Here is a 26997-nt window from a genome sequence, read left to right as displayed (position 1 = left end):
TTGTCGGGGGCTCGACCTGCTGCGTAAGGTCTGGGGTCATGAAAGCCCTCAACGCACTGGCCTATGGCGTCGCCTTCCTCATCGCGGCGGGCGAGATCGCCCGCTTCTGGGGAAGCGAGCGCTTCGTTCCGATGGCGCTCGACGAACTCGCCGTGGCTGGCGCACTGGCCTGGGCCGGGTGGCGGTCGGCCCGTGACGGCGCCCTGTGGCACCTCGCATCATGGGGCGCCCTGTGCGGCCTGGTGCTCGTTCTCCTGGTCGAGACCCTCGACCACCAGATGCACGGGCCCGCGAAGGCGGCCGGGCCGGTCTACCTAGTCGCGCTGAGCCTCATGCTGGTCATCGGCCTCTGGGCCGTCGGGCGCGCCTTGCGCCTCGTCCGGCACGAGGGCGGGCGGTAGGCGGAGCGTCCGGGCGAAGCGTCCTGCGGCGGGGCCATTGCTGTAGCGCGCGTCGTCGATGGTCACGTAGGTCCCGTCCGCCCGGCGCTCGATCGTCGCGAAGGGCAGGCGGGACCAGTAGAGGAAGTCGGCGATCTCCTTCTCCCGCGCCGCCTCCGCGAGTGCGGGATCGTCCAGATTCGTCGGGGTGAGGCCCGGCTCGAGCTCCAACTGCGGCTTCGGCGTGAAGCGCAGCACGCCGAAGCCGTAGGCCTCGTCGGTGCCGAAGATCACGTCGCGCCGGAACGGGTTGATCGGCACGGGCGTCGCCACCACGGTCTCGATCGGGTCGGTTTCCCGCGCCTCGGCCGCCTCCCGCGTCAGCCGCTCCGCGGCGATGCTGCCGAGCCCCATCGCGGTGGCGTAGCTCGCGGCGACGCAGAGGCCGACGAGCGCCGGGCGGCCGGGATGCGGCGATCCTCTGCGCCAGCATCTCCTCGACAGCCAGACGCCGAGGCCCAGGGCGATCCACAGCCAGACATCGATGATGAAGAGCGTATCGCCGTAGAACCACCGCTCGGAGAACGGCATGAGCAGCCGGATGCCGTAGCTGTTCATGAAGTCGAGCAGCGGGTGCGAGGCCCAGCCGATATAGGCGAGCGCGAAGAGCCAGCCGACATGGAGGGGCAGCCGCCCGGCCGGCCGCGTGCCCCGCCGCGTCTGCCAGCGATCGAACAGCACCATGGCGCCGACGAGCAATGGCGGAAGCACGAGCATGGCGACCGGCCCGTGCGTCCAGCCGCGCCGCCAGGCGAGGTTCTCGCCGAACAGGAGGCCGAACGCGTCGACATCGGGCAGGTTGGCCGCGATGATCAGGGTGGCCATCCCCAGGCCTGTCTTCTTCTTGAGGCCCGCCTCTCCGAGCGCGGCACCTGCAAGACTGTGAGCGAGATTGTCCAAGGGGCCCTTTCGTGAAAGCCGAAAGCGTGGGGGAGGGGTTACGGGGCCCGCTGGGTGTGCCGGTGCAAGGGGGCGCGCTCGTGGTGTAGCACCGAACAGGCGCCTTGAGTGAGGAGCCTTCGCATGCCGAGGGCGGCCCGGCTTCTTTCCCTATCGCGGCCGGGGAGATCCCTTGAAGTCGGGGTCACAATAGGGGCCGCCGTGGAAGCGCCCGCCGATCGGGCCCTCCTCGTGCTCCGGCCCGGAAAGCTCGGCGGCGTAGATCTCGGCATCGTCCTCGGGCCTGTATCCGAGCCACTCGTCCAGCTCACCATTCGTCCAGCGCCGCCGGCGGTTGGCCGAGACGCCGTAGGCGGCGAAATACCGGAACGGCGGGGCATCGACGCAGCGGCGGATCAGCTGGCCCATGTCTCGCGGGCTGATCCACGTCGCGAGCTCGCGCTGGTTGAGGGGACGCTCGCGGAACGATCCGATCCTGAGCGAGCAGACCTCGAGCCCGTGGCGGTCGGAGTAGAGCCGGCCGAGCGCTTCTCCGAACACCTTCGCCACGCCGTAGAGGCCGTCCGGCCTCGGCTCGGCCTCCGGTCCGAGCACCTCGCGCACGTCGTGATAGCCGACGGCGTGGTTCGAGCTCGCGAAGATGAAGCGCTTCGCGCCGCCGAGCCGGGCCGCCTCGAAGGCATTGTAGGTCGAGACGTAGTTCGCCGGCAGAAGCTCCTCCCAGGGCGCCTCGGTGGGAATGCCTGCGAGGTGGATCACGCAGTCGACGCCCTCGCTCGCCCGGCGCATCGTCTCGAGGTCGGCGCAGTCGCCCACGATCATCTCCTCGTCGTCGGCCAACTCCTCCGCTTCGCGCAGGTCGACGAGCCGAAGCCGCGCCGGATGGTCGCGCAGCGCCCGCCGCGCCACGGTGGCGATGCGGCCGGCGGCGCCGGTGATCATGATGGTGTCCAAAATGCCCTCCCGGGGGATCGATATGTCACAGAGGCGGCGTAATCTGCATATCATGTGCAAGAAGCACAATCCGGCCGTGGCGTGGCATGCGCCTCTCGCGGGCGCGGCGATTGCCATGGGCGGCGGAAATCGTGCATCCCGTGGTCGGGCGGCGGAAATCGGGCATGCGTCGTCGGCGGGCGGCAGACGGATGAAAGAGATGGACGGGCAGCAGGAGGGAACCCGCGAGCGGCGGCGGCGGCGCGAGATCACGCAGGAGGTGGCCGCGCGCATCGTCGACCACATCGAGGCCGAGCAGCTGTCGACGGGCGCCCACATGTCGGCGCAGCACCTCGCCGACCGGCTCTCCGTCTCCCGATCGCCGGTCACGCAGGCCCTGCGGCTCCTCTCCGAGAAGGGGCTCGTCGTCCACGAGCCGAATCGCGGCTTCTTTCTCACCGGCGCCAGGGGCGGCTCGCCGAAGGAGCTCGGCCTCTCGGGCCACGACGAGCTGCGCGATGTCTATTTCCGCATCGCCGAGGACCGCCTGCGGGGCGCGCTCGAGGACCAGGTCTCCGAAACGCATCTCCGCGAGCGCTACGGCCTGACGCGCGGCGAGCTCGCGACGCTCCTGAACCGCATCTCGCGGGAGGGCTGGGCCGAGCGCCGCCGTGGTTACGGGTGGACCTTCTCCGCCATCCTGACGACGCCCGAGGCGCTCGACCAGACATACCGCCTGCGCATGGCGCTCGAGCCGAACGCGCTGCTCGAGCCGAGCTTCCACCTGCCGCGCCGCGAGGCGGCGAAGTGGCGGCGGGTCGAGGAGCGGCTGCTCGCCGGAGAGATCGACACGCTGTCGGCCGACGAGCTGCACGACAAGGGCGTCGACTTCCACGAGGCACTGGCGACGGCTTCCGGCAACCCCTTCTTCCTCGAGGCGCTGAAGCGGGTGAACCGGGTGCGGCGCCTTCTGTCCTACCGATCGATGATCGACCGGTCCCGCTACTACAGCCAGGCAGCACAGCACCTGGAGATCCTCGACCTCGTCGAGCGTGGTCGCCAGGAGGAGGCGGCCGAGGCGATGCGGGTGCACCTGCAGAGCGTCGTGAACAACCTCAAGAAGATCAGGCGCCTCCTCGAGCCCGAGGCCTGAGGAGGCGCCGCACGCGCAGCCGTGCGTCAGCCTTCAGCCGTAGCTGCAGATTGGGGATTGCATTTTTGCCGCAAGATGCGCAATCTCGCCGCCAACAACAAAGCTGACATCCGGGAGAGGGGCGCGCGTGATGGGGGTTGGCCATCCGCCAGTTGCCGAGTTCGAGGCCGCCGGACACCGACTTCGCGCGGTGGACGTCCGGGGCTTTGCCGGCAGCGCTCTCCCTCGTCTTCCCCACACGCTGCGGATCCTCCTGGAGAACGCGCTCGCCGCCGCGGGAGACGAGCAGGCGGATGAGAGCGCGAGGCTCCTTCTCGAGCGGGCGCGAGGTGGCCGGCCGGCGGGCGAGATTGCCTTTCGCCCCGGCCGGATCCTGATGCACGACACGACGTCGGTCCCCGCGCTCGTCGACGTGGCGGCGCTGCGCGACGCGGTGGCCGAACGGGGAGGCGATCCCGCATCGCTCAACCCGGTCCTGCCGATCCACGCGATGATCGACCACTCGGTCGCGGTCGACCGCTTCGCGAGCAGTGACGCGATCTCGTTCAACATGAAGCGGGAGATGGCGCGCAACGCGGAGCGCTACCGCTTTCTCAAGTGGGCCGACCGGACCTTCGAGAACCTGACGGTCTTCCCGCCGGGCACCGGCATCCTCCACACCGTGAACATCGAGTGGCTGTCGAAGGTCGCGGTGCGGGATCCGCGGGACGCGCGTCTCGTGCGGCCGGACACGCTCGTCGGCACGGACAGCCACACGCCGATGATCAACGCGCTCGGCATGCTCGCCTGGGGCGTCGGCGGACTGGAGGCGGAGATGGCGATGTTCGGCCTGCCGCTCACCCTGGCGTTGCCGAAGGTGGTCGGGGTTCGCCTGACGGGGCGCCTGCGGCCCGGCGTGATGGCGACGGATCTGGCGCTTGTCGTGACGGAGCGGCTGCGCCGGCACGGGGTGGTGGGAGCGTTCGTCGAGTTCTTCGGCGAGGGGCTCGGCCACCTGCCGGTGGGTGCGCGTGCGGCGGTGGCGAACATGGCCCCGGAATACGGCGCGACGACGGGCTTCTTCCCAATCGACCGCCACACGCTCCGCTACCTCCGTACGACGGGCCGCGACGAGGGGCACGTCGCGCTCGTGGAGGCGTTCGCGCGGCTGCAGGGGCTGTGGGCCGAGCCGGACTCGGTGCCCGACTACGACGAGACGGTCGAGATCGACCTCGACGGGCTCGCCACGACGATCGCCGGGCCGACCCGCCCGCAGGACGCGCAAGCTCCGGCCGCGGTCGCCGCCTGGGCCGAGACGCGGCCCGACACCGACGGCGCGCTGCCGCCGGCGGCCGTGGCGATCGCCGCCATCACCTCGTGCACGAACAGCGCCGATCCGCGCATGCTGGTCGCGGCGGGGCTCCTCGCGCGCAACGCCCGCCGGCTGGGGCTCAAGCCACCCCCCTGGGTGAAGACCTCCTTCGCGCCGGGTTCGACGGTCGCCACGCGCTACCTCGAGCGGGCCGGCCTTCTGTCGGATCTGGCGGCGGTGGGGTTCGACGTGGTCGGCATCGGCTGCACGACATGCATCGGCAACTCGGGCCCGCTCGTGCCCGAGGTCGAGGCGGCCGTGCGCGAGCGCGGGGCGGAGGTCGTCGCCGTCCTCTCCGGCAACCGCAATTTCTCGCGACGCGTCCACCCGCTGATCGAGAACGGCTTCCTCTGCTCGCCGCCGATGGTGGTCGCCTTCGCGCTCGCAGGCTCCCTGCGCGGCGATATCGGGCACCGCCCGCTCGGACGCTCGGGCGATGGACGCGAGGTCCGGCTCGAGGATATCTGGCCGGGCGAGGCCGAGATCGACGCCGCGGTCACCGCCGGCCTCGACAGCGGCGACATTGGCCGCAGCTACGGCGAGGCGATGGATAGCCCCGACTGGGCGGCGCTCGATGCTCCGAGTTCGACGCGCTTTCCCTGGGATCCGGCTTCCACCTATCTGCGCCGGCCGCCCTTCGTCGAGCGGGGCAGGGTGAGGCAGCCAGGATCGCTCGTCGCGGCGCCGCTGATCGTGCTCGGCGACGACATCACGACCGACCACATCTCGCCGGCCGGGGCCATCCCGCCGGAGGGCAGCGCCGGCAGACACCTTCAGGGCCAGGGGCAGGACGCCCGCGACCTCAACGTCTTCGCCGCCCGGCGCGGCAATTTCGAGGTCATGCTGCGCGGCGCCTTCACGAACCGCAACGCGGAGAACCTGCTTTGCCCTGAGGCCCGGCCGGGCGAGACCGTGACGCTGCTCGACCCCGTGCCCGTCCCGGCCTTCGAGGCGGCCGCACGGATGTGCGAAGCGGGGCACCGCCTCGTCATGGTCGCCGGCGAGCGCTACGGCTCGGGCTCGTCGCGCGACTGGGCGGCGAAGGGGCCGGCGCTCCTCGGCGTCGAGGCAGTTCTCGCGTCGAGCTTCGAGCGGATTCACCGCTCGAACCTGATCGGGATGGGGATCCTGCCGCTCCGGCTGCCTGCCGGGGTCCACGTCTCGGCCCTCGGTCTCGAGCCGTCGAGCCGGATCGAGATCGATGCCGACCCGGCCGCGATCGAACCGGGCGCCGCCGTTCCCGTGCTGATCGAGACGGACGGCCGCGAGACACGCTTCACCGCTCACGCCCTCGTCGACACGGCCCAGGAGTGCGAGCTCCTGCGCCACGGCGGCGTCCTGCCGTTCATGCTGAACCGAACCACCCACGCAAAGCCCGCAAGAAAGGCCGTCTGATGCCGAACAGTTCCGTCCGTCTCGCAGTCCTGAAAGGTGACGGGATCGGCCCAGAGATCACCGACGCGACCCTGCGCGTGCTGGACGCCGCGGCGGAGGCCTGCGGCCTCGATCTCGCCTACGAGGAGGCGGATATCGGCTTCGACGCGCTGAAGCGCACGGGCACGACCTTTCCCGACGAGACCTTCCAGATCTGCAAGGCCGCCGACGGCACGGTGCTCGGCCCGGTCTCGCACAACGAGTATCCGCCCAAGGCCGAAGGCGGGCCGAACCCCTCGGGCGAGCTGAGGATCAGGCTCGACCTCTACGCGAATATCAGGCCCGCGAAGACGATCCCGGGCCTGCCGCCCCGCTGCGGCAAGGACGTCGATCTCGTCATCGTGCGCGAGAACACCGAGGGCTTCTACGCCGATCGCAACATGTTCGCGGGCGGCGGCGAGTTCATGCCGACGCCCGACGTCGCTCTCGCCGTGCGCAAGATCACCCGCGAGGGCTCGATGCGGATCGCCGAGGCCGCGTTCGAGCTCGCCATGAAGCGCCCCCGCAGGAAGGTCACGAGCGTCCACAAGGGCAACGTCATGCGGCTGTCCGACGGGCTTTATCTCGAATGCACGAGGGAGGTGGCGAAGCGCTATCCCGAGGTCGAGTACGAGGAGCGCATCATCGACGCGATGGCGGCCCTCCTCGTTCGCGACGCCTCCGCCTTCGACGTCATCGTCACGACGAACATGTTCGGCGACATCCTGTCCGACCAGGCCTCCGAGATCGCCGGGAGCCTCGGGCTCGCCGCCTCGCTCAACGCCGGGCGGGACCATGCGGTCGCCCAGGCCCAGCACGGCTCGGCGCCCGATATCGCCGGCCGCGGGATCGCCAACCCGGCATCGCTGATCGGGTCCGCGGCGATGCTCCTCCACTGGCTCGGCACGCGCCGGGGCGATGCCGCCTTCCAGAGGGCCGCATCGATGATCCAGCAGGCCCTGCAGGCGACGATCTCGGCGCCGGAGACGCGGACCCGCGACATCGGCGGCTCGCTCGGAACCGACGCCTTCACCGGCGCGGTGGTCGGGGCGATCGGGTCGGCGCGGGGGTGAGGCGGCCGCCGGCCACCTGGGGGAGAGAACAATGAAAACGGCACTCAATCTCGTCGATACGATCCTGTCGAGGATCGAGTTCGTCGTCATCGCCGTCCTGTCCGTCGCGGCGCTCGTACTCGGGACGGCGCAGGTCGTGATGCGCTACGCCTTCAACACGGGCTACACCTGGTCGGAAGCCGTCTTCGTCCTCATGACGGTCGCCGCGATGCTGTTCGCCGGCAGCCGCGCGGTGCGGGAGGACGGGCACGTGCGGGTCGACATCCTGCCGCTCCTGATGCCGCAGAGGGTCCAGACGGTGCTGCGGATCCTCCGCTACGTCGTGTCCCTGAGCCTCTGCGCCTTCTTCGCCTATGCCGGCCTGCAGTACGTCGTCTTCACGAAGTCGATGGGAATCGTCTCGCCGGCCTCGAACCTGCCGGTCTGGATGACCTTCCTCATCGTCCCGGTCACGATGGGCTTCTTCTGCGCCCGCTACGTGATCCTTCTCCTGCGCGAGGCCGGCGGCGAGGAGACGGGCCGCCCCGAGCATTCCGAGGCCGCGCGCGTCGCCGCCGCTCAGGAGCCCGGCGAATGATCACCGCGACCCTGATCGTCCTCTTCTTCCTTCTGATCGCGATCGGCGCGCCCATCGCCGTGGCGCTCGGTGGGTCGGTCATCGTGACGTCGCTCCTGATGTCGCCGATCCCGATCGCGGTGATCGGTCAGAAGGTCCTCGCCAATCTCGACCACTTCACCCTGATGGCAGTGCCGTTCTTCTTCTTTGCGGCAGCCCTCATGGAGAACGGCGGGCTCGTCCGGCGGCTCATCGACTTCGCGAACTCGATCGTCGGGCACTGGCGCGGCGGCCTCGGCGTCACCTCCGTCCTGAGCTGCATCTTCTTCGCCGCGATCTCCGGCTCGAGCCCCGCAACGGTGGCCGCCGTCGGCCGCGTCATGTATCCCGCGCTCCTGCGCGAGGGCTACACCGCCCGATACTCGATCGGGGCGCTGGCGACCGCGGGATCGATCGGCATCCTGATCCCGCCCTCGATCCCGATGATCCTCTACGGCTTCATCACCGAGACCTCGATCACCAGGCTCTTCATCGCCGGCATCGTGCCGGGCCTCATCTACGGCGGGGGCATGATGCTGATGGCGAGCTACCTCGCCCGCCGCGAGGACATACCGCCGCGGCCGAAGGCGTCTTGGGGCGAGCGCTGGCGAGCCTTCAAGAGGGCGGGGCCCGCGCTCAGCCTGCCGCTGATCATCATCATCGGCATCTACGGCCTGCCGCGCTTCGACTTCGCGGGCCTGAGCCACTCCGGCGGCGCGATCTTCACGCCGACCGAGGCGTCCGTCGTCGCGGCGAGCCTCGCGCTCCTGATCGGCATGTTCGTCTACCGCGAGCTCTCCGTGCGCGGCGCGGTGCGCACCATCGTCGCCACGGCGCCGGCGGTCGGCATGATCTTCTTCATCGCGACCAACGCACTCCTCTTCGCCTTCTTCCTGACGAAGCTCGGCGTGCCGCAGGCGATCTCGAACGCGCTGATCGCCATGGACATGCCGCCATGGGCGTTCCTGCTCCTCGTCAACGTCGTGCTGATGATCATCGGCTTCTTCCTCGAAGGCGTGCCGGTTATCCTGATGTTCGTGCCGGTTCTCTTCCCGGCGGCGACGGCGATGGGGATCGATCCCGTGCATTTCGGCGTCATCGTCATCGTGAACATCGAGCTGGCGCTCGTGACGCCGCCCGTCGGCCTCAACCTGTTCGTCGGGTCGAGCGTCTCGGGACTGCCGGTCTTCGACGTGTTCAAGGCCGCGCTGCCGTGGATGATCGTCACCGGCAGCGTCCTGATCCTCGTCACCTACGTGCCCTGGATTTCCCTCTTCCTGCCGGGCCTCATGTTCGGCTGACGCCTCAACACCGAAGCCGTGGAAAGCGGCGACACACCAAGGGAGGACCCCCCATGAAGACCTCGAAGTGGCTCAACCTCACGGCGGCGGCGGCGATCGCCGCGGCGGCCGGCCTCGCGGGCGTCGGCGGCGCCGCCGCCCAGACCCCGGTCATCATGTCGAACGATAACAATGCCGTCGGCGTGAAGGGCAAGACGTTCGAGCTCCTGAAGGAGGAGATCGAGAAGCGCCTCGGCGACGCGGTGGCCGTCGAGCTCCACCATTCCGGTGCGCTCTTCGACCAGAACACGCAGATCCAGGGCCTGCAGCTCGGCAGCGCCCATATCATCGCCCCGACCTCCGGCCACTACGCCACGATCGCGCCGAACGTGAACGCGCTGTCGCTGCCGTTCCTCCTGTCGACGCCGGACCAGATCCAGGAGGCCATGGAGGACCCGACGATCCGCGCGGCGATCTTCGAGGACATGGAGGCCAAGAACGTGACGCCCGTCGCGATCTGGATGAACGGGCCGCGCGACCTCGGCTACACCGGATCCAAGGCGATCGTGACGCCGGAGGACATGGCCGGCGTTAAGATCCGCGTGCAGTCGATCCCGATCGACATCGCCGCCTTCGAGGCGGTCAACGCGCATGTCGTCGCGATGTCGTGGAGCGAGGTGCCGACCGCGATGCAGCAGGGCGTTCTCGACGCGGTCGAGCCGACCCCGAACGCGCTCGTCGGCGCCGGCCTCGACGAGATGATCGATCAGCTCACGAAGCTCCACTACTACTACTCGTTCTACATCGTCGGGGCGAACAAGCAGTGGTGGGACGGCCTCTCCGAGGAGGTGCGCCAGGGCATCCAGGAGGCCCTCGACGTGGCGACCGAATGGAACTGGGAGAACACCCGGATCGAGAACGACGAGGCCTACGCGAAGGTCGAGGAGCTCGGCAAGACGATCCACGAGGTCAGCGAGGAGGACCGCGAGAAGTGGGTCGCGGCGATGCAGCCCGTCTGGCAGCGATTCGGCGCGGACGCGATCGGCGAGGAGGCGATGAACGCCCTCCGCAGGATCGGCGGCGTCGAGCAGTGAGGCAGGCGGCGGGCGGCCGCGACGGTCCGCCCGCCCCGCACTCAGAAATCGTAGAGCCGCGCCGGATTGGCGACCAGGATCTCCTGCCACCGGCGCGGCTCGTCGAACCACTCCCGGATCGTGCCGAGAAGGGCGCGGTCGTCGAGCTCCCTGAACGGCAGCTCCGCGTCGTCGGCACTGGCGCCGCCCGGGTGGGCCGGCGTGTGCGGCCAGTCCGACCCCCACACGATGCGTTCGGGGTTCGCCCGGTGAAGGCGCCGCGCCAGATCCGCCATGCGGCCGTCGAGATCCGGCGGGTCGAGACGGTAGGTCCCCGACAGCTTGACCCAGGCCTTGCCGCTGCCGAGGAGGCGCAGGATCGCCGCCTCCTCCGGGCCACCGTCCGAGGCGGGAGACAGGAGGCCGAAATGGTCGATGACGATCGGGACGGGCAGCTCGGCGAACTCCGCCTTGAGCGCCGCGATCGTCGCGGCGGAGGTGAAGATCTGCAGATGCCAGCCGTTCCGCGCGCAGGTGTCCGCGACCGCGCCGAGCCCGCGTCGCGCCTCGCCGGGATCGTTCAGCCCGAGCGTCGCGAGATTGACGCGGATGCCGCGCACGCCGGCGCCGTGCATCTCGTCGAGGAGGCTGCCCGTAGCATTGTCTCCCGGAACCGCGACGCCGCGCGCCCTTCCGCCGAGGCGCGCCATCGCGTCCAGCATGCAGCCGTTGTCCGTGCCGAAGATGCTCGTCTGCACCAGCACGACGCGCTCGAGCCCGAGCCCGCCGAGCATCGCCTCGAGATCCTCGACCGGCGCGTCAGGCGGCGTGTAGGCCCGCGGGCTCACGAGCGGAAAGCGCGATTTCGGCCCGATCACGTGGGCGTGGCAGTCGCAGCTTCGCGGCGGCGGAAAGACGGTGTCCGGCATTCTTGCTCCTCGTTACAGGCGAGCCCGCTGGCCCGCCTCTTCTTGACCAGAGAAGGACTGACATGACCACCCCGAAGCCAAATCAGGACGTGATCGGCGAACAGGAACTGCGCGGGCTTGCGCTCGAGGCGCTCGAGGCTCTCGGCGTTCCGGCCGCCCAGGCGGAGGACACGGCGGAGATCCTCGTCCTCGCAGACCTGATGGGCGTCCACACCCATGGCGTGATGCGCGTGATCTCCTACGGCGAGCGCCTGCGCATCGGCGGCATCAAGGCCGGCGCCCGGATCACGCCGGAGCATGTCGCCCCCGCGATCATCCGGGTCGACGGCGACAACGGGCTCGGCCCCGCCGTGGGGATGGTCGCGCTGCGCGAGGCGATGACGGCGGCGGCGGAGACCGGTGTGGGGGTCGCGCTGTGCCGGGGCTCGAACCACTTCGGACCCGTCGCGCCCTACGCCTACCTCGCCGCGGAGCAGGGCTTCGCGAGCCTCATCGCCAGCAACGCAACGACGACGATCGCGCCGACCGGTGGCAGCGATGCCCGGCTCGGCAACAACCCGATGGGCTTCGGCTTCCCGAACCCCGGCGGAGATCCGATGATCCTCGACATGGCGATCAGCGTCGTCGCCCGCGCGAAGATCCGCAACGCGGCAAAGGCCGGCGAGCCCATCCCGGAGGGCTGGGCGACCGACGGGGCCGGCCGTCCCACGACCGACCCGAACGCCGCGCTGAAGGGCTTCCTCATGCCGTTCGGCGGCTACAAGGGCTACGGCCTGTCCCTCGCGGTCGACATGCTCACCGGCGTCTTGTCGGGTGCCGCCTTCCTCACCCACGTGAAGTCCTGGGTCGACGAGCCCGAGGCTCCCCAGGATCTGGGTCACGCCTTCGTCCTCATCGACGCCAAAAGGCTCGGGACGTCCGAGTGGCTCGGCTCGCGGATGCAGGACTTCGCCGGCATCATCCACGACACCCCGCGGGTCGATCCCGACACGCCTGTCATCCTGCCCGGCGAGCGCGAGCTTCAGCGGCTGCACAGGCAACGGCGGGAGGGGGTGGCGCTCGACCGCGAGACGCTCGAGGAGATAAGGGCGATAGCGGCGGGCAAGGCGCGGTAGGTCGAGGCACGGAGAGGAGATCGCGGCATGAGGAACTGGAAGCTCGAGGGCTACGAGATCGACATCGTCGTGGAGGGGTATCCCGGCAAGTCGGTGTGCCATGGCGGCCTCGGCTGGAGCTCTATCGTTCTGCTGCGCGGGCACGGCCGGGTCGCCCTCGTCGACGTCGGCGCCTTCGGCGTCCGCAAGACGCTGATCAAGCGGCTCGCCGACTACGGCCTGACGCCGAAGGACGTCACCGACGTCCTCCTCACCCATTCGCACTACGATCATTCCGTCAACTGGACGCTCTTCAGCCATGCGCGGATCGTGATCGGCGGCGACGAGCTCGACTGGTCGGTGAACGAGCCGTGGGGGGAGTCGCCCGTGCCGGAGCTCTACGTCCGCGAGCTGAGCACCTGGCCGACGCTCGCCCGCGTCTCGGAGGGCGACGAGGTGCTGCCCGGCATCACGGCCTACGACGCGCCCGGGCACACGCCGGGGCACCTGATCTTCGTGCTTCGGGGCCGGGAGCACGACGTCGTCTTCACGGGCGATGCGGCGAAGAACCGGGCGGAGCTCGTCTCGCGCGACACCGACATGACCTTCGATCCCGCCGTCAGCGCGGCGTCGATCGGCAGGATCTGGGACTTCTGGACGAGGCGGCCCGGCACCGTCCTCGTCCCGGGTCATGACCTGCCGATGGTGCTCGACGGCGGGGTCCCGCGCTTCCTCGGCGAGCGGGAAGCGGCGATCTCCGCCTGGATGGGCGACGGCATGGACGAGACGAGGCTCTTCCGCCTGAGCGGGACCTGAGGCGCCGGCATCAGCCGCGGGGCGTCGGTGCGGGGCCGGCCGTGAGGTAGCCCATGACGACCTCGACCGCATGGGCGCGCCGCTCGTCCAGCCAGTCGTCGGCACCGAGGTCGTTGCGAAACATGACCGAGAGCGTGTGTCGCTGCGCGAGGTGGGTGATGCACAGCGACAGGACGGTGATGTAGAGCTGCCCGGGGTCGACCTGCCGCTTGAAGGCGCCGGTCTCGCGGCCGCGGGTGAGGAGGTCGCTGACCGCTTCGAGCAGCGGCAGCGTCGAGTCCGAGACCATCGGCAGCTGGCGGACGAAGCGGCCGCCGGCCATGTTCTCGTTGCGGATCATGGCGACGAACTCCGGGTTGTCCCGGAGGTAGTCGAAGGTGAACTCCACGAGGCGGCGCATCCCGTCCGCCGGGGCCAGGGTACCGAGGTCGAGCTGGCGCTCGAGCGCACGGATACGCGCGTAGGTGTCCTCGAGCGCCGCCAGGTACAGCTCTTCCTTGCCGCCGAAATAGCGGTAGAGCATCTGAACGTTGGCCTGCGATGCGCGGGCGATCTGATCGATGCGCGCGCCCGTGAAGCCGTGCTGGGCGAAGGCCTCGCGCGCGGCGTCGAGAATGCGTTGCCTTGTCGCCGCCGCATCCCTCTTGTGGGGCGTGACTTGCCCATTGCGCGACCCCGTCTGCTTCCGTGACGCGGTCCGGCGCCTGTTCTCCGTGCCACTCGTCTGCTCGGTCATCCTGCCTCCTGCTTGTGCACCTGCAACGGCTTTGAGCAACCGCGCCGTCCAGGAAAAGTGACCTTGCGTCATTTGTCGCTGGACCAGGTATGTCAAAGTTTGCTTACCTATCACCGCGCGGCGGGCCGCCGGTACCACCCTTCCAGACAAGAGCACGAATTGGCCCGCCCGTTGCATCGTTTCCTGCCGGCAGGCGGAGCGACGCCTGCCCCAGGCACATCCGGATAGGGAGAGTCAGCATGGGGACGACCTCGAGGTTCAGAACGCTCGCCCGAGCGATGGGGGGCGCCGTTCTGGCGCTCGCGGTGGCGACGCCCTTCACCACGGCACAGGCGGCCGATCCGATCAAGATCGGGCACGTCGCCGCGCTGTCGGGGGCGTCCGCGCAATCCGGCGAGGCGATCACGCGCGGGATTCAGATGGCGATCGACGAGATCAACGAGGCCGGGGGGCTTCTCGACGGCCGCATGCTCGAGCTCGTCCAGCGCGACGACCAGTCGACGCCTCCGAAGGGCCTGATCGCGGCACGCGAGCTGATCTTCAACGAGGAGGTCGCCGCCATCTTCGGAGGCATCGATTCGCCTGTGTCGCTCGCGATCGTCCCGCTGGCGAACCAGAGCAAGGTGCCGTTCATGGGTGTCTGGGCCGCGGCGACCGGCATCACCGAGAACGGGGCCGATCCGAACTACGTCTTCCGCGTCTCCGCGGTCGACGCGCTCGTCGACGTGAAGCTTCTCGACTACGCGAACAAGAAGTTCGGCGCGGCGAAGGTCGGGCTCATGCTGATCAACAACCCCTGGGGCGAATCGAACGAGAAGGGGCTCGAGGCGGCCGACGAGGAGAACGACGCCGTCGAGATCGTCGGGGTCGAGAAGTTCGAGGCCGCCGACGTCGACATGACGCCGCAGCTCACGCGCCTGCGCGATGCCGGCGCCGAGGCGATCATTCTCGTCGTCAACGCGCCGCCCGGCGCGCAGGTGATGAAGTCGCGCGAGCGCATGGGATGGGACGCTCCCGTCGTGTCGCACTGGGGGATCTCCGGCGGACGCTTCCCGGAGCTCGCGGGCCCGACGGCGGGCGAGGCGCATTTCGTGCAGACCTACTCCTTCTTCGGCGATCAGGGCCCAGTGGGGCAGAAGCTCCTCGACACGCTCAAGGAGAAGTACTCGGAGATCGAGGGCCCCGAGGACATCTTCTCGCCGGTCGGCACCGCGAACGCCTATGACGCGATGCATCTCGTGGCGCTGGCGATCGAGCAGGCCGGGTCGACCGACGGCGATGCGATACGCGAGGCGCTCGAGAACCTCGATGGGCCCTATGAGGGGCTGATCAAGACCTACGACAAGCCCTTCTCGGCCGAGAATCACGATGCGCTCGGGGCGGGCGACTACATCATGGTCCACTACGACGGCGATCAGGTCGTCCCGACGGAATGATGTGAGCGGGCGCCGGCCCCTGCCGGCGCCACTGGCGCGACGTCTCGAAGCCCCGGAGCCTTCGATGATCTTCGTTTCCGCCCTGATCACGGGCCTCGGGCTCGGCAGCATGTACGGGCTGCTCGCGCTCGGCTTCTACGTCACCTACGTCGTCTCCAACACCGTCAACTTCGCGCAGGGCTCCACGATGATGCTCGGCGCGGTCATCTGCTTCACCTTCTGGGTGACGTTCGGGTGGCCCGCGCCGATCGCGGTCGTCGTCGTGCTCCTCGCCTGCACGCTGTGGGGCGTGGTGGTGGAGCGCGTCGCGGTGCGGCCGTTCGTGCGGCGGGGGTCGGATGCCTGGCTGATGGCGACGGTCGCGCTGGGCATCGTCATCGACAACGTCGTGCTCTTCACCTTCGGGCGCGACCCGCGCGGCATGCCGGCGACGCCGCTCGTCACCGACACGTTCGATCTCGCGGGCCTGCGGGTCCAGCCGCAGCAGGTGCTGATACCGATCGTCGGGCTCGGGCTCGCCGTAGCCCTCACCGTCTTCTCCCGCCGGACCCGGCACGGCCTCGCGATGATGGCGGTCGTGCAGAACCAGGCGGCGGCGCGGCTCATGGGCATCAATGTCGGCATGGCCGTGTCCGGCGCCTTCGCGCTCTCGGGGTTCTTCGCCGGAGTGGCCGGCATCCTGATCGCTCCGCTCTTCACGATCTCGTCGACCATGGGCACGCTCTTCGGGATCAAGGCCTTCGCCGTGGCGATCCTGGGCGGCATCACGAACCCCTGGGGCGTGATGTTCGCCGGCCTCCTCTACGGCGTGGCGGAGGCGATGATCACCGCGAGCTTCGGCTCGACCTACACCCAGATCGTCGCCTTCACCCTCGTCATCGTCGCGCTCGCGCTCAGGCCGGACGGCCTCTTCGGCCGGGCGGAGGTGAAGAAGGTATGAGATACGGCAACCTCCTCGCCCTCGGGGCCCTCGTCGCGCTCGCCGCGGCGGGCATCGCGGTCGGCAACGGCTACCAGCTCTTCGTGCTCTCTCTCATGGGCCTGACGGCGATCGTCGGCATCGGGCTCAACGTTCTCGTCGGCATGACGGGTCAGATCTCGCTCGGCCATGTCGGCTTCTACGCCATCGGCGCCTATACGGTCGCCATCCTGACCGTCGGCCACGGGTGGAGCTTCTGGATCGCGCTGCCGCTCGCCGGCCTCCTGGCGGGCATCGCCGGTGCCGTGCTGTCGGTCCCGGCGCTGCGGGTCCGCGGTCCCTACCTCGCGATGATCACCATCGCCTTCGGTTTCATCGTCGAGCAGAGCGCGGCCGAGCTCGGCTGGCTGACGGGGGGCTGGAACGGCATCATGGGCATCATGCCGCCCGTCCTCTTCGGCACGATGCTGGGGCCGCAGGAGATCGCCGTCCTCGTCCTCGTCCTGATGCTCGCGGCGCTCGGCTTCTACGCCCTCTTCAGCGAGAGCCCGTGGGGCAAGGCCCTGCGGGCGTTGCGGGATTCCGAAGTCGCCGCGCAGTCGATCGGGCTCAACCCCGTCCTCCTGCGCTGCGTCGCCTTCGCGCTGTCGGCCGTCTTCGCGGGGGTGGCCGGCGGCGTCTACGCCGCCATGAGCGGCTTCATCAGCCCGGAGAGCTTCCCGTTCTTCGAATCGATCCTGTTCCTGCTCGTCGTGATGATCGGCGGCGCCGACACGCTGCTCGGCCCGGTGGTGGGGGCAATCGTCGTCGTGCTCCTGCCGGAGCTCTTCTCCTCGCTCGCGGAGTATCGGCTTCTCTTCGTCGGCCTTCTCCTGCTCGTCGTGTTGCGGGTCGCGCCGCGCGGCATCGTCGGAGGCTTGAGCGGGCTCGCGGCACGGTTCGCACGGCCGCCGCAGGGACAGCGCCAACCAGGCGGGCCCGCCGCGCTGCCGCTCGACGGCCGCGAGGGGAGGCCGCTCGAGGTCGAGAACCTCTCGATCTCCTTCGGCGGCGTGCGGGCCGTGCAGGAGCTGGGCTTCCGGGCGGAGCCGGGCCGGGTCACGAGCATCATCGGGCCGAACGGGGCTGGAAAGACGACGGCGCTGAACCTCGTCGCCGGCTTCTACAGGCCGGGCTCCGGCCGCATATCGCTCGGCGACCGCGACCTGACGGGGCTCGCCTCGCACCGTGTCGCGCGGGCCGGCATCTCGCGGACCTACCAGACGACGCAGCTCTTCCAGCAGATGAGCGTCATCGACAACGTGATGGTGGCGATGATCCTCGGGCGCACCCGCGCCGGCGACGTGGTGCGACGGCTCGAGACGGGGGAACGGCGGCGCCGGGCCGAAGCGCTTCTGGGCTTCGTGGGGTATCGCGGCCGACCGGAGGCGCGGGCGGGAGAGCTCGCCCATATCGACAGGCGCCTCGTGGAGATCGCGCGCGCGCTCGCCTTCGACCCCTCCGTCATGCTTCTCGACGAGCCGGCGGCGGGGCTCGGCGAGGAGGACACGGCGGCGCTGTCCCGCCTTCTCAGGCGCATCGCCGACAGCGGCGTCACGATCATCCTCATCGAGCACGACATGGGCCTCGTGATGGGCATCTCCGACCACGTCCTGGTGCTGGATGCCGGCCGGAAGATCGCCGAAGGCAGGCCGGAGGAGGTTCGCGAGAACCCGGTCGTGCTGAAGGCCTATCTCGGCGAGGGCGCGCCCGTCGTGGCGCGCGGCCGCCAGGCCGGCGAGGCCGGCCGCACGGCGCTTAAGGTGAGCGGCCTTTCCGCCTCCTACGGCGCGAGCGAGGTGCTGCAGGGGCTCGACCTCGAGGTGGGCGAGGGGGAGCTCGTCGCCGTCCTCGGCGCCAACGGCGCGGGCAAGTCGACCCTCATGCGGGCGCTGGCCGGCCTCCACCGGCCGGTCGGCGGCGCGATCGGCTTCGCCGGAGAGGACGTCGCGGCGTGGCCGGCGAACCGGATCGCCCGCGCCGGCCTCGTCCTCGTGCCCGAGGGGCGGCAGGTCTTCCCGGAACTGACCGTCGTGCAGAACATCCGGCTCGGCGCATATGGCCGGCCGCCGGCCGACCTCAGCCGCGAGGTCGAGCGGCTGCTCGACCGGTTCCCCCGCCTGCGCGAGCGGAAGGGCCAGCGCGCTGGCTTCCTGTCGGGCGGCGAGCAGCAGATGCTCGCGATCGCCCGCGGCCTCGTCGCGCGCCCGAAGGTGCTGCTCCTCGACGAGCCCTCGCTGGGCCTCGCGCCGACGCTGATCCACGAGCTCTACACGATCCTCGCTGAGCTGAGGGACGAGGGGGTGACGATCCTCCTCGTCGACCAGATGGCGGAGATGGCGCTGGCCGTCGCGGACCGGGCCTACGTCCTCTCGTCGGGCGTCATCGTCGCGGGCGGGACGGCAGCCGAGATCCGCCGGGACGGCACCCTCGAGGACGCCTATCTCGGCGGCACCGCCACCGCCGCGTCCTAAAGGCCGGGCCAGCTGGAGATCGAGACGGCCAACGATCCGAGCGGGCTCTGCCGCGGCTGACGCCCCTCATGCCGCGTCGGCGATCACCTGTTGCCTAAATTTCATGCTGCTGAACGATTGACCATTTCTGAGCGTCATGTAAGCGTCCGCTTACAACCTGCCGGCGTCACGGCCGGCAATGCCAGGCTCTCACACCAGAAGAGGATCGAGATGATGTTCCGCCAGATCAGTCTCGCCGCCCGCCAGTTCCGTTCAGCCGGCGTGGCCGCCGCCGCCGTGCTCCTCGCCGGGACGTCGGTGCAGGCGCAGTCGGTCCTGAAGTTCCATCACGACCTTCCCGAGGACTCCGCGCAGCATCTCGGCGCCCAGCGCTTCGAGGAGCTGGTCGAGGAGCGCACCGGCGGGGCGATCGACATTCAGATCTTCGCGAACAACGCGCTCGGAGACGACGTCGAGGTGGCGCAGCAGATGCAGTTCGGCGCCGTCCACGCCGCCCCCATCCCGACGGCGAAGCTGTCGAACTTCTCCGCCAGCCTGCAGCTGATCGACCTGCCGTTCCTCTTTCCGAGCCGCGAGATCACATACGGCTTCCTCGACTCCGAGGTGGGCCAGGAGATCCTCGACGACCTCTCCGCCTCGGGCTTCGTGGGCGCCTCCTTCTGGGAATCGGGTTTCAAGCAGCTGACCTGCAACCACCCCGTGAAGAGCCCGGGCGACCTTCAGGGCCGCAAGGTGCGCGTGATGGAGAGCCCGCTCCTGATCGCGCAGTTCGAGGAGCTCGGAGCGACCGCGATTCCCGTCGCCTTCTCCGAGACCTACTCCGCTCTCCAGCAGGGCGTGGTCGAGTGCCAGGAGAACCCGATCGTCTCGATCCTCAAGATGAAGTTCTACGAGGTGCAGGACGACCTGATGGTCTCGAACCACGGCTATCTCGGCACCGCCTTCATCTTCTCGAAGACGTGGTTCGACACTCTCGACGCCGAAACGCAGGAGATCCTGCTCGAGGCCGCGAAGGAGGCCGGCGCCTACCAGCGCGAGCAATCCGCAGAGCTGCAGGAAGACTATCTCCAGCAGATCCGAGACGCCGGGACGACCGAGATCGTGGAGCTGAGCCCAGACGAGGTCGCCGCGTTCTCCGAGGCGATGAAGCCCGTCCACGCTCGGTTCGCCGAGAGGATCGGCCAGGATCTCCTCGACCGCACCTACGCGAAGATCGAAGAGCTCGGCGCGACGCAATGAGCGCCGCCGCTCCGGCAGGCGCCGCCCGAACGGGTGGCGCCCTCGGCGTCCTCCGCCTCCTCGACAGGGTGGTGACGGCCGCCGAGGCGACGCTGATGGTCGCGAGCCTGGCGCTGTCGGTCGGCTTCCTCGTCGCCGACATCGTCCTGCGGGTCGCGGCCAACGTGGCGCTTCCCTGGGCCGCCGAGGCGACACGCTACGCCATCGTCTGGCTCGTCTTCATCGGCGGCAGTCGCGCCGCGCGAACGGGGGCGCACATCACGATCGACGCGGTGCCGGAGTTCCTGCCCGAGCGGCCGGCGCGGCTCGTCCTCACGGCGGGCCTCGTCGTCTCCTCGCTCTCCTGCGCCGTCCTCGCCTGGTATGGCGTGGCTCTCGTGCGGCAGATGATGAACTTCCGCCAGCTCTCGCCGTCGCTCGAGATCCCGATGTGGTGGGTCTATCTCGCCCTGCCGATCGGCTTCGCGCTGATGGCGATCCGCTTCGCGCAGGCAGCCTTCGCACCGCGTGCCACCGGGCATGCCGGCTCGGCGGCGTAACGAGGTTCCTCCCATGCCCCTCGGCTTCGCCGCGACCCTCACATTCCTCCTGGCACTCAGCGTGCCGATCTTCGTGGCACTGTCGCTCCCGGTCCTGGTGTTCCTGCTCGCCACGACCTCGACGCCGCCCATGCTCGTCATCCAGCGCCTCTTCTCGGGCGTCGACAAGTTCCCGCTGATGGCGATCCCCTTCTTCATCCTCGCGGGCAACCTGATGGCGAGCGGCGGTCTCTCGCGTCGGCTCACCGACCTCGCCGTCTCGCTCGTCGGGCCGCTGCCGGGCGGGCTCGCCATGACCTCGGTCTCGAGCTCGATGTTCTTCAGCGCGATCTCGGGGTCGAGCCCGGCGACCGTCGTGGCCGTCGGCAAGATCATGCTGCCGGCGATGACGGAGGCGCGCTACGCGAAGCCCTTCTCGATCGGCCTCCTCATGAGCTCGGGGTCGCTCGGCATCGTCATTCCGCCGTCGATCTTCATGATCGTCTACGGCTCGGTCACCGGCGTGTCGATCGGCGCGCTGTTCCTCGCCGGCGTCGGTGCCGGGCTGATCTACGGCGCCGTCTTCATGGTCATGTCGATGATCTATGCGAAGTTCGCCGGGCTGCCGCGGGCGGCCGGATGGTCGAGGGCCGAGATCCTGCGCAACCTCAGGGGCTCGGCCTGGGGCATCGCGATCCCCGTCATCGTGCTCGGCGGCATTTATGGCGGGTTCTTCACGCCCACGGAGGCCGCCGCCGTGACGGTCGCCTACGCGGCCTTCGTGACGATGGTCGTCTACCGCGAGCTCGACATGAAGGGCCTCGTCACGGTGCTGCTCGACTCGGCCGTGACGACGGCGCAGGTGATGATCGTGGTCGCCGCCGCGTCGGCCTTCGCGTGGTACCTCACGACGTCGGGCTTCGCGACCGGGGTGCAGGGGCTGCTCTCCGGCATCGGGAACGATCCGGTGAAGGTGCTGCTCGTCATCAACGTCGTCGTGCTGATCGCCGGCATGTTCCTCGACCCGAACTCGATCATCATCATCCTGGTGCCGTTCCTGTTCACGGTCGCGACCGCGGCCGGCGTCGACCCCGTGCATCTCGGCGTCGTCCTGTCGGTGAACGCCGCGATCGGCATGTTCACGCCGCCCTTCGGCCTCAACCTCTTCGTCGCCAGCACGCTCGGCATCACCTACCGGCAGGCGGCCATCGGCTCCGCCCCCTTCATCCTGGTGGCGCTCCTGGCGCTGATGGTCATCACTTACGTGCCGCAGGTCAGCCTCTGGCTGCCCGCGCAGGTCTACCAGGGGATCGGCGGCTGAGGGCCGTGTCGGAGGATCGGGAGGAACGCGATGGAGATCGATCTGCCGGACGTGAGGGCCGAAGTCGAGGCGGCCTTCGCGCGCTACGAGCGGGCGCTCGTGACGAACGACGTCGACGTGCTCGACGAGCTCTTCTGGGACGACCCCCGGACGATACGCTACGGGGCGACCGAGAATCTCTACGGCTACGAGGAGATCAGGGCCTTCCGGGCCGGCCGGAGCAGCAAGAACCTCGAGCGGACGCTGAAGCGGACGGTGATCACCACCTATGGCCGCGACTTCGCGACCGCCATGACGCTCTTCGAGCGCGAGGGCAGCGAGCGCGTCGGCCGCCAGAGCCAGACATGGGTGCGCACCGCTTCGGGGTGGAGGGTCGTCGCCGCCCATGTCAGCCTGACCGGGGCGTGAACGGCGTCCATCCGCCGCCGGTCGAACGGCAGCGGTCCCGTCACGGGAAACGAGGCCGTCCGGCCATGCTGCCCCTCCGCCAGCGAGGGGATGATGGCATGGTCGCCAATCATTGGGCAGAGTGGGTTCGTGATCCGGTGGCGAGCCGCGCCCTCGGGCGTGGCCGAGCGATGGTGCGAGCCCGATGACTTCTCCTCCTGACGTCGGGCGGCTCGACAGGCCGGTCGATCCGGCCTCGGACCACGTGCTCGGGCCCTTGAGCGCACCCATCACGCTCGTCGAGTACGGCAGCTATGACTGCCCGCACTGCCGGGCGGCGAACGAGCGCATCTCGGAGGTGCGCGACCGGTTCGGCGACAGGGTGCGCTACGTCTTCCGGCACCTCCCGATAAAGGACAGCAGGATTGCCTGGCGCGCCGCCGTGCTGGCCGAGCGGGCGCCGGACGAGGAGAGCTTCTGGCACGCGCACCTGACGCTCATGACGCGCTCGCCCTCGCTGACGGAGGACGACCTGCGGGCCGTCGGGGAAGAGCTCTCCATAGCCGTCGCGGAGGCCGACGACGTCGCGGGGCACGACGTCCCGGCGGAGGAGCGGGTGCGCGCCGACGTCGCCAGCGCCAGGGCGAGCGGCGTGATGTTCACGCCGACCTTCTTCATCAACGGGCGACGGTATGACGGGCCGTGGGACGAGAGCTCGTTCATCGACGCGATGGAGGGAACGCTCGGCCACCGCGTCCGCGCCGCGGCCCTCGGCTTCGCGGCATGGGGCCCGTCGGCGGGCCTGCTCCTCCTGGGCGCGGTGCTCGTCGCGATCGCGCTGACGAATGTCGGATTCGCCGAGGCCTACGAAGCTTTCTGGGAGATGGCCCTCGGCGCCTCGCTCGGCGGCGCCGCCTTCTCGCTCTCTTTGCGCCACTGGGTCAATGACGGCCTCCTGACGATCTTCTTTCTGGTCGTGGGCCTCGAGATCAAGCGCGAGTTCACCGTCGGACGGCTCGCGCAGAGGAGCTCGGCCGCGTTTCCCGTGGCGGCGGCGCTCGGCGGCATGGCGGTGCCGGCGCTGCTCTACGTTCTGCTGATCCCTGACGGCCCCTGGATTCACGGCTGGGGCATCCCGATGGCCACCGACACCGCCTTCGCCATCGCGCTGATCGTGATGATGGGCTCGCGCGTGCCGATCGAGCTCCGCATCTTCCTGACGGCCGCCGCGATCGTGGACGACATCGGCGCGATCGTCGTCGTCGCCGTGGCCTATTCGGAGGAGCTGCAGCTCGGCTTCGTCGCCGGCGCGATGGCGACGGTCGTGGTGCTTGCCCTGCTCAACCGCTGGCGCGTCTACCGGGTCGCGCCCTACGCGCTCGTCGGGCTGCTCCTGTGGGCGCTCGTTCTGGGCAGCGGGCTCCATGCCACGCTCGCGGGCGTCCTCCTCGCCCTCTTCATCCCCACGAGGCCGCCGGCCGACCTGAGGGCGCTCACGACGCAGGCGAGCGCGCTGATCGCCGCGGAGGCGCGTCGCGGCGGCGAGGTTCTCCATCACGGTCCGTCCGTGCCGGCGCTCAGGGCGCTCGACGCGATACACGATCGGCTGGAATCGCCGGCCGACCGCCTGCTCCGCCATGCCGGCGCGCGGTCGAGCTACATCGTGCTGCCCCTCTTCGCCCTCGCGAATGCCGGGGTCGTGCTGGAGACCGAGGTCCTGTCCTCCCACTGGGCGCTGATGCTGGCGATCGGGGCCGGGCTCGTCATCGGCAAGCCGATCGGCCTCCTCGGCGCGTCCTTCCTGGCGGTCCGGATGGGCCTCGCGACGAAGCCCGAGGAGTATTCCTGGCGTCAGCTCGCCGGTGCCGGCGCGCTGGCGGGGATCGGCTTCACCATGTCGGTCTTCATCGCGGGGCAGGCGCTGCCGACCACCCAGGACTTCGAGGCGGCGAAGGTGGCGATCCTCGGCGCTTCCGTCGTCGCCGCCACGCTGGGCGCGCTGATCCTGTGGCTTCCCGGCCGCGCCGGCGAGACGAGCGGCCTTCCGTACGGCGAGACGGGCGAGGCGGATCGGAGCCCCGCTTCCTGAGGTCGCAAGGCCGGCCCGCGCGTCAGAGGGAGACGAAGACGGCCGCGAGGCCCGCCGCCACCGACAGCGCGCGCAGGACCGCCCGGCCGCGGGCGATCATGCCGAAGGAGACGAGCGTCAGCCCGACCCCGACCTTCACGAAGGCGACGAGGGCGAGCATGGGCGCCTGGCCGAGCGCGAGGAGATCGGGGTTGGCGATCATGCCGAGCGGGATGATGTAGAGCCCGATCCCGAGCACCATCGCGCTGCCGGCGACCTTCAGCCAGTTCTCGCCGATCATGCCGGCTGCGATGAACACCGCGCCGCAGACGGGCGGCGTGATCGTCGACAGGAGCGCGAACCAGAAGACGAAGAGATGCGCCACGAGCGGCTCGACGCCGAGCTGCGACAGGGCAGGCCCCGCCACCGAAATGCAGATCACGTAGGCCGCCGTCGTCGGCACCTCCATGCCGAGGATCAGGCAGGCGAGCGCCGTCAGGAGGAGCGCCGGCCACAGGGAATCGTCCGCGACCGAGAGGATCGTCGAGGTCACCTTCACCCCGAGCCCGGTGAGCGAGAGAACGCCGATGACGATCGACGCGCAGATGATGATCGAGCCGATCATCGCGATCTGCCTGCCTGAGGAGACGGCGGCCTCCGCGAGGCGGGTCCCGAACTGGCGGAGCGAGGCGCTGAGCCTGACATCGACGAGGAGCAGGATCGCCGCGGCGAGGATCGCGATCGAGGCCGCGAACTGGGGCGTGTAGCCGCCGACGAAGATCGCGCCGAGAAGCGCGAGGAACGGGACGGCGAAGAAGAGCGACGTGACGACGACGTCGCGGCCGTGCGGACGGTCCTCGAGGTCGACCGGCCTGAGGTCGTGCCGGGTCGCGAAGGCGTTGATGCCGACCCAGACGGTCAGGAAGTAGAGGATTGCCGGCGGGAAGGCCGCCGCCATGATCTGCGCGTATGGCGTGCCCGTCAGCTCGACCATCACGAATGCGCCGGCCCCCATCAGCGGCGGCATGATCTGCCCGCCGGAGGACGCCACCGCCTCGACGGCACCGGCCAGCGATCGCGGATAGCCGAGGCGGATCATCGCCGGCATGGTGATCGCGCCCGTGGAGGCGACGTTCGCCGAGGCCGAGCCCGAGATCGACCCGAAGAGCGCGGAGGAGAGCGTGGCGACCTTGGCGGCCCCGCCCTTGAGACGCCCGGCCACCGCGGTCGCGACGTTCATGAAGCCCTTGCCGGCCTCGCCGGCGTTCAGGACCGCGCCGAGGATGACGAAGATCGCGACGACGCCGACGGAGACGCCCGTGAGCTGCCCCCAGAGCCCGCCCTCCGCCAGCACCAGCGTGCCGAGGAAGCTCTCGACCGGCAGGCCCGGATGGCCGAACTCGCCCGGCAAATGCTGCCCGAAGAAGCCGTAGAGAAGGGCGGCGAGGGCGACCGCCGGCAGCGGCCAGCCGATCGCGCGGCGCGCCGTCTCGAGCGCCACTGCGAGGAGGAGGAGGCAGAGCGCCAGCTGGAACGGGCCGTCGACGAAGCCGTACTGGTCGGAGATCTCGCCCGCGTTGAGCGCGATGTAGAGACAGCCCGAGACGCCAGCGACCGTCAGCGCCCAGCCGCTGAGGCGCTGCCAGCCGGTCACCGCCGGCAGGACGAGCATCCACGGCAGGAGGAGCGCCATGTGCAGCGGCCGGCTGACGAGCGCCGGCGCCAATCCGTAGAAGATGAGGCCGATGTGGAAGGCGACGGAGACGAGCCCGAGCACCACCCACACCGGCCGGACACGCGCCGGTTCGTCCAACGTCCGATCGCTCCGTGAGAGTTCGCCGAAGCGCCGCCTACTTCAGCTCGTCCGGCACCGCGATGCCGGCTTCCTCGTAGTAGCGGAGTGCGCCTTCGTGGAGCGTGCCCTCCATCGTCTCGAGAAGCTCGGGCGTGACGGCCTTCCACCAGGGGGCGCTGTCGGCCATCTCGGCCTTCTTCTCCCAGAAGGTCTTCGTGACGAGGTAGGCCGTCTCATCGTCCATCCGGGTCGTCGTGTAGGCGACGACCGGCAGGGCCGTCGTGACGACGTCCTCCCCGATCCCGGCATAGGTGCCGGCCGGGATGACGACGCGCGTGCGCCCGGTCTGCTCGACCTGCTCGTCGGTCATCGTCACGAGGCTGACGCCGCCGCTCGCGGAGGCTTCGATCACGTTCGGGGCGGGGAAGGAGCCTGCCGTGACGAAGGCGTCGATCTGGCCGTTCTTCAGGGCGTCGGCCGCGTTGCCGAGCTCCGCGTCGGCGACCCGCAGCTTGTCCTTGAGGCCGAAGAGCTCGAGATACTTCTCCCCTTCCGTCGCGCCGAAGGAGCCCTTGCCGAGAAGCACCGTCTTGCCCTCGATCGCCTCGAGCGGCACGGCGCCCGCCTCGCCCGCGAGGACGATATGCATGGTCAGGGACGGGATCGGGAACAGGCCGCGAATGTCGGCGAACCGCTCGCTCGGCCGCTTCTCGAAGGGGCCGGACCCCTCCCGCGCCTGGGCGGCGAGCGCCGGCGGCGTCGTGAAGATGTAGTTGCCCGGCCTGACCGCGGCCTCCATCACGTTCTGGACGGAGCCCTGGCTCTCCTCGACCGTCAGGATCACCTCGCCGCCCGTGCCCTGCTTGATCGCCTCGGAGAGCTCGACGCCCATCTGGTAGTAGGACGTGCCGGCCTTCGCCGACTTGTAGGTGACACGGGTCTCGGCATGGGCCGCGCCGGCCGCGATCGCGCCGCCGAGGACCACGGCGAGCGCCTGTTTCCATCGGAACATCGA

The 26997-nt window shown here is 69.7% G+C and carries 23 protein-coding genes; 17 read left to right on the top strand and 6 right to left on the bottom strand.

Annotation, left to right across the window (positions count from 1 at the left end; genetic code table 11):
- Positions 1-38: 38 nt before the first annotated feature.
- A complete protein-coding gene (locus N177_RS14385) occupies positions 39-401 on the top strand; it encodes a hypothetical protein (RefSeq protein WP_040485867.1) in 363 nt (120 codons plus the stop codon).
- Here the strand turns inward: N177_RS14385 and N177_RS14380 are convergent.
- Together N177_RS14380 and N177_RS14375 are read right to left on the bottom strand one after the other, a co-directional pair.
- Positions 315-1340 carry a metal-dependent hydrolase gene (locus N177_RS14380; RefSeq protein WP_081718556.1) on the bottom strand — a complete coding sequence of 342 codons (1026 nt, stop codon included), beginning with the start codon at positions 1338-1340 and terminating at the stop codon, positions 315-317. The two genes, N177_RS14385 and N177_RS14380, sit on opposite strands and share 87 nt — an antisense overlap.
- 150 nt (positions 1341-1490) lie before the next feature.
- The gene (locus tag N177_RS14375) at positions 1491-2294 is read right to left on the bottom strand and encodes an NAD-dependent epimerase/dehydratase family protein (protein WP_023433094.1); all 804 of its coding nucleotides are present in this window, start codon (positions 2292-2294) and stop codon (positions 1491-1493) included.
- A 199-nt stretch (positions 2295-2493) separates the two neighbouring features.
- On the opposite strand from N177_RS14375, the gene N177_RS14370 reads away from it, so the two are divergent.
- The 6 genes from N177_RS14370 (at position 2494) to N177_RS14345 (ending at position 10232) form a co-directional block, all read left to right on the top strand.
- On the top strand, positions 2494-3426 hold the full coding sequence (locus N177_RS14370; RefSeq protein WP_051402408.1) for a GntR family transcriptional regulator: 933 nt from the start codon (positions 2494-2496) through the stop codon (positions 3424-3426).
- Between the two features lie 130 nt (positions 3427-3556).
- Positions 3557-6172, top strand: a complete 2616-nt coding sequence (acnA, locus tag N177_RS14365; RefSeq protein WP_040485866.1) for an aconitate hydratase — start codon at positions 3557-3559, stop codon at positions 6170-6172.
- On the top strand, positions 6172-7263 hold the full coding sequence (locus N177_RS14360) for an isocitrate/isopropylmalate dehydrogenase family protein (RefSeq protein ID WP_023433090.1): 1092 nt from the start codon (positions 6172-6174) through the stop codon (positions 7261-7263). Before acnA ends, N177_RS14360 begins: the two co-directional genes overlap by 1 nt.
- 31 nt (positions 7264-7294) lie before the next feature.
- Positions 7295-7840 (top strand): TRAP transporter small permease, encoded by a 546-nt coding sequence (locus tag N177_RS14355; RefSeq protein WP_023433089.1) that lies wholly within the window; start codon positions 7295-7297, stop codon positions 7838-7840.
- A complete protein-coding gene (locus tag N177_RS14350) occupies positions 7837-9159 on the top strand; it encodes a TRAP transporter large permease (protein WP_023433088.1) in 1323 nt (440 codons plus the stop codon). The genes N177_RS14355 and N177_RS14350 overlap by 4 nt, the downstream gene beginning before the upstream one ends.
- Before the next feature lie 53 nt (positions 9160-9212).
- Positions 9213-10232 (top strand): TRAP transporter substrate-binding protein, encoded by a 1020-nt coding sequence (locus N177_RS14345; protein ID WP_023433087.1) that lies wholly within the window; start codon positions 9213-9215, stop codon positions 10230-10232.
- Between the two features lie 41 nt (positions 10233-10273).
- Here the strand turns inward: N177_RS14345 and N177_RS14340 are convergent, their stop codons facing one another.
- Complete coding sequence (locus N177_RS14340; RefSeq protein WP_023433086.1) at positions 10274-11140, bottom strand: amidohydrolase family protein; 867 nt, start codon at positions 11138-11140, stop codon at positions 10274-10276.
- Positions 11141-11202: 62 nt separating this feature from the next.
- On the opposite strand from N177_RS14340, the gene N177_RS14335 reads away from it, so the two are divergent.
- Positions 11203-12255, top strand: coding sequence for an Ldh family oxidoreductase (locus N177_RS14335; protein WP_023433085.1), 1053 nt, complete (start codon positions 11203-11205; stop codon positions 12253-12255).
- Between the two features lie 27 nt (positions 12256-12282).
- Positions 12283-13050 carry an MBL fold metallo-hydrolase gene (locus tag N177_RS14330; RefSeq protein WP_023433084.1) on the top strand — a complete coding sequence of 256 codons (768 nt, stop codon included), beginning with the start codon at positions 12283-12285 and terminating at the stop codon, positions 13048-13050.
- A gap of 10 nt (positions 13051-13060) precedes the next feature.
- On the opposite strand, the gene N177_RS14325 is transcribed toward N177_RS14330, so the two are convergent.
- Positions 13061-13786: a TetR/AcrR family transcriptional regulator gene (locus N177_RS14325; protein ID WP_023433083.1), complete on the bottom strand. Its 726-nt coding sequence runs from the start codon at positions 13784-13786 to the stop codon at positions 13061-13063.
- A gap of 239 nt (positions 13787-14025) precedes the next feature.
- On the opposite strand from N177_RS14325, the gene N177_RS14320 reads away from it, so the two are divergent.
- From N177_RS14320 to nhaA, 8 genes are all read left to right on the top strand, one after another.
- Entirely contained in the window at positions 14026-15222 is a 1197-nt protein-coding gene (locus tag N177_RS14320) for an ABC transporter substrate-binding protein (protein WP_023433082.1), read from the top strand.
- Between the two features lie 67 nt (positions 15223-15289).
- Positions 15290-16162: a branched-chain amino acid ABC transporter permease gene (locus N177_RS14315; protein ID WP_200863415.1), complete on the top strand. Its 873-nt coding sequence runs from the start codon at positions 15290-15292 to the stop codon at positions 16160-16162.
- Positions 16159-18654, top strand: a complete 2496-nt coding sequence (locus N177_RS14310; protein WP_023433080.1) for a branched-chain amino acid ABC transporter ATP-binding protein/permease — start codon at positions 16159-16161, stop codon at positions 18652-18654. Before N177_RS14315 ends, N177_RS14310 begins: the two co-directional genes overlap by 4 nt.
- 210 nt (positions 18655-18864) lie before the next feature.
- Entirely contained in the window at positions 18865-19893 is a 1029-nt protein-coding gene (locus N177_RS14305) for a TRAP transporter substrate-binding protein (RefSeq protein WP_023433079.1), read from the top strand.
- A complete protein-coding gene (locus N177_RS14300; RefSeq protein WP_023433078.1) occupies positions 19890-20432 on the top strand; it encodes a TRAP transporter small permease in 543 nt (180 codons plus the stop codon). The genes N177_RS14305 and N177_RS14300 overlap by 4 nt, the downstream gene beginning before the upstream one ends.
- Before the next feature lie 13 nt (positions 20433-20445).
- Positions 20446-21732 (top strand): TRAP transporter large permease, encoded by a 1287-nt coding sequence (locus N177_RS14295; RefSeq protein ID WP_023433077.1) that lies wholly within the window; start codon positions 20446-20448, stop codon positions 21730-21732.
- A gap of 30 nt (positions 21733-21762) precedes the next feature.
- Entirely contained in the window at positions 21763-22140 is a 378-nt protein-coding gene (gene hpxZ / locus N177_RS14290) for an oxalurate catabolism protein HpxZ (RefSeq protein WP_023433076.1), read from the top strand.
- Between the two features lie 184 nt (positions 22141-22324).
- Positions 22325-24208: a Na+/H+ antiporter NhaA gene (gene nhaA / locus N177_RS14285; protein ID WP_023433074.1), complete on the top strand. Its 1884-nt coding sequence runs from the start codon at positions 22325-22327 to the stop codon at positions 24206-24208.
- A gap of 22 nt (positions 24209-24230) precedes the next feature.
- On the opposite strand, the gene N177_RS14280 is transcribed toward nhaA, so the two are convergent.
- Positions 24231-26000 carry a TRAP transporter permease gene (locus N177_RS14280; RefSeq protein ID WP_023433073.1) on the bottom strand — a complete coding sequence of 590 codons (1770 nt, stop codon included), beginning with the start codon at positions 25998-26000 and terminating at the stop codon, positions 24231-24233.
- A gap of 37 nt (positions 26001-26037) precedes the next feature.
- The gene (locus N177_RS14275; protein WP_023433072.1) at positions 26038-26994 is read right to left on the bottom strand and encodes a TAXI family TRAP transporter solute-binding subunit; all 957 of its coding nucleotides are present in this window, start codon (positions 26992-26994) and stop codon (positions 26038-26040) included.
- Positions 26995-26997: the final 3 nt, after the last annotated feature.

The organism is Lutibaculum baratangense AMV1 (genome assembly GCF_000496075.1).
Lineage (GTDB): Bacteria > Pseudomonadota > Alphaproteobacteria > Rhizobiales > Tepidamorphaceae > Lutibaculum > Lutibaculum baratangense.
The sequence above is the reverse complement of the archived record's forward strand: the minus strand, read 5'-3'. Positions and strand labels throughout refer to the sequence as shown.

What these genes read in the sequence shown, in the direction of transcription:
- N177_RS14340 (WP_023433086.1), bottom strand. Translation starts at nt 11,140, where the DNA reads ATGCCGGACACCGTCTTTCCGCCGCCGCGAAGCTGCGACTGCCACGCC.
- N177_RS14360 (WP_023433090.1), top strand. Translation starts at nt 6,172, where the DNA reads ATGCCGAACAGTTCCGTCCGTCTCGCAGTCCTGAAAGGTGACGGGATC.
- hpxZ (WP_023433076.1), top strand. Translation starts at nt 21,763, where the DNA reads ATGGAGATCGATCTGCCGGACGTGAGGGCCGAAGTCGAGGCGGCCTTC.
- N177_RS14335 (WP_023433085.1), top strand. Translation starts at nt 11,203, where the DNA reads ATGACCACCCCGAAGCCAAATCAGGACGTGATCGGCGAACAGGAACTG.
- N177_RS14345 (WP_023433087.1), top strand. Translation starts at nt 9,213, where the DNA reads ATGAAGACCTCGAAGTGGCTCAACCTCACGGCGGCGGCGGCGATCGCC.
- N177_RS14305 (WP_023433079.1), top strand. Translation starts at nt 18,865, where the DNA reads ATGATGTTCCGCCAGATCAGTCTCGCCGCCCGCCAGTTCCGTTCAGCC.
- N177_RS14275 (WP_023433072.1), bottom strand. Translation starts at nt 26,994, where the DNA reads ATGTTCCGATGGAAACAGGCGCTCGCCGTGGTCCTCGGCGGCGCGATC.
- N177_RS14320 (WP_023433082.1), top strand. Translation starts at nt 14,026, where the DNA reads ATGGGGACGACCTCGAGGTTCAGAACGCTCGCCCGAGCGATGGGGGGC.
- N177_RS14370 (WP_051402408.1), top strand. Translation starts at nt 2,494, where the DNA reads ATGGACGGGCAGCAGGAGGGAACCCGCGAGCGGCGGCGGCGGCGCGAG.
- nhaA (WP_023433074.1), top strand. Translation starts at nt 22,325, where the DNA reads ATGACTTCTCCTCCTGACGTCGGGCGGCTCGACAGGCCGGTCGATCCG.
- acnA (WP_040485866.1), top strand. Translation starts at nt 3,557, where the DNA reads ATGGGGGTTGGCCATCCGCCAGTTGCCGAGTTCGAGGCCGCCGGACAC.
- N177_RS14310 (WP_023433080.1), top strand. Translation starts at nt 16,159, where the DNA reads ATGAGATACGGCAACCTCCTCGCCCTCGGGGCCCTCGTCGCGCTCGCC.
- N177_RS14330 (WP_023433084.1), top strand. Translation starts at nt 12,283, where the DNA reads ATGAGGAACTGGAAGCTCGAGGGCTACGAGATCGACATCGTCGTGGAG.
- N177_RS14300 (WP_023433078.1), top strand. Translation starts at nt 19,890, where the DNA reads ATGAGCGCCGCCGCTCCGGCAGGCGCCGCCCGAACGGGTGGCGCCCTC.
- N177_RS14325 (WP_023433083.1), bottom strand. Translation starts at nt 13,786, where the DNA reads ATGACCGAGCAGACGAGTGGCACGGAGAACAGGCGCCGGACCGCGTCA.
- N177_RS14295 (WP_023433077.1), top strand. Translation starts at nt 20,446, where the DNA reads ATGCCCCTCGGCTTCGCCGCGACCCTCACATTCCTCCTGGCACTCAGC.
- N177_RS14385 (WP_040485867.1), top strand. Translation starts at nt 39, where the DNA reads ATGAAAGCCCTCAACGCACTGGCCTATGGCGTCGCCTTCCTCATCGCG.
- N177_RS14355 (WP_023433089.1), top strand. Translation starts at nt 7,295, where the DNA reads ATGAAAACGGCACTCAATCTCGTCGATACGATCCTGTCGAGGATCGAG.
- N177_RS14350 (WP_023433088.1), top strand. Translation starts at nt 7,837, where the DNA reads ATGATCACCGCGACCCTGATCGTCCTCTTCTTCCTTCTGATCGCGATC.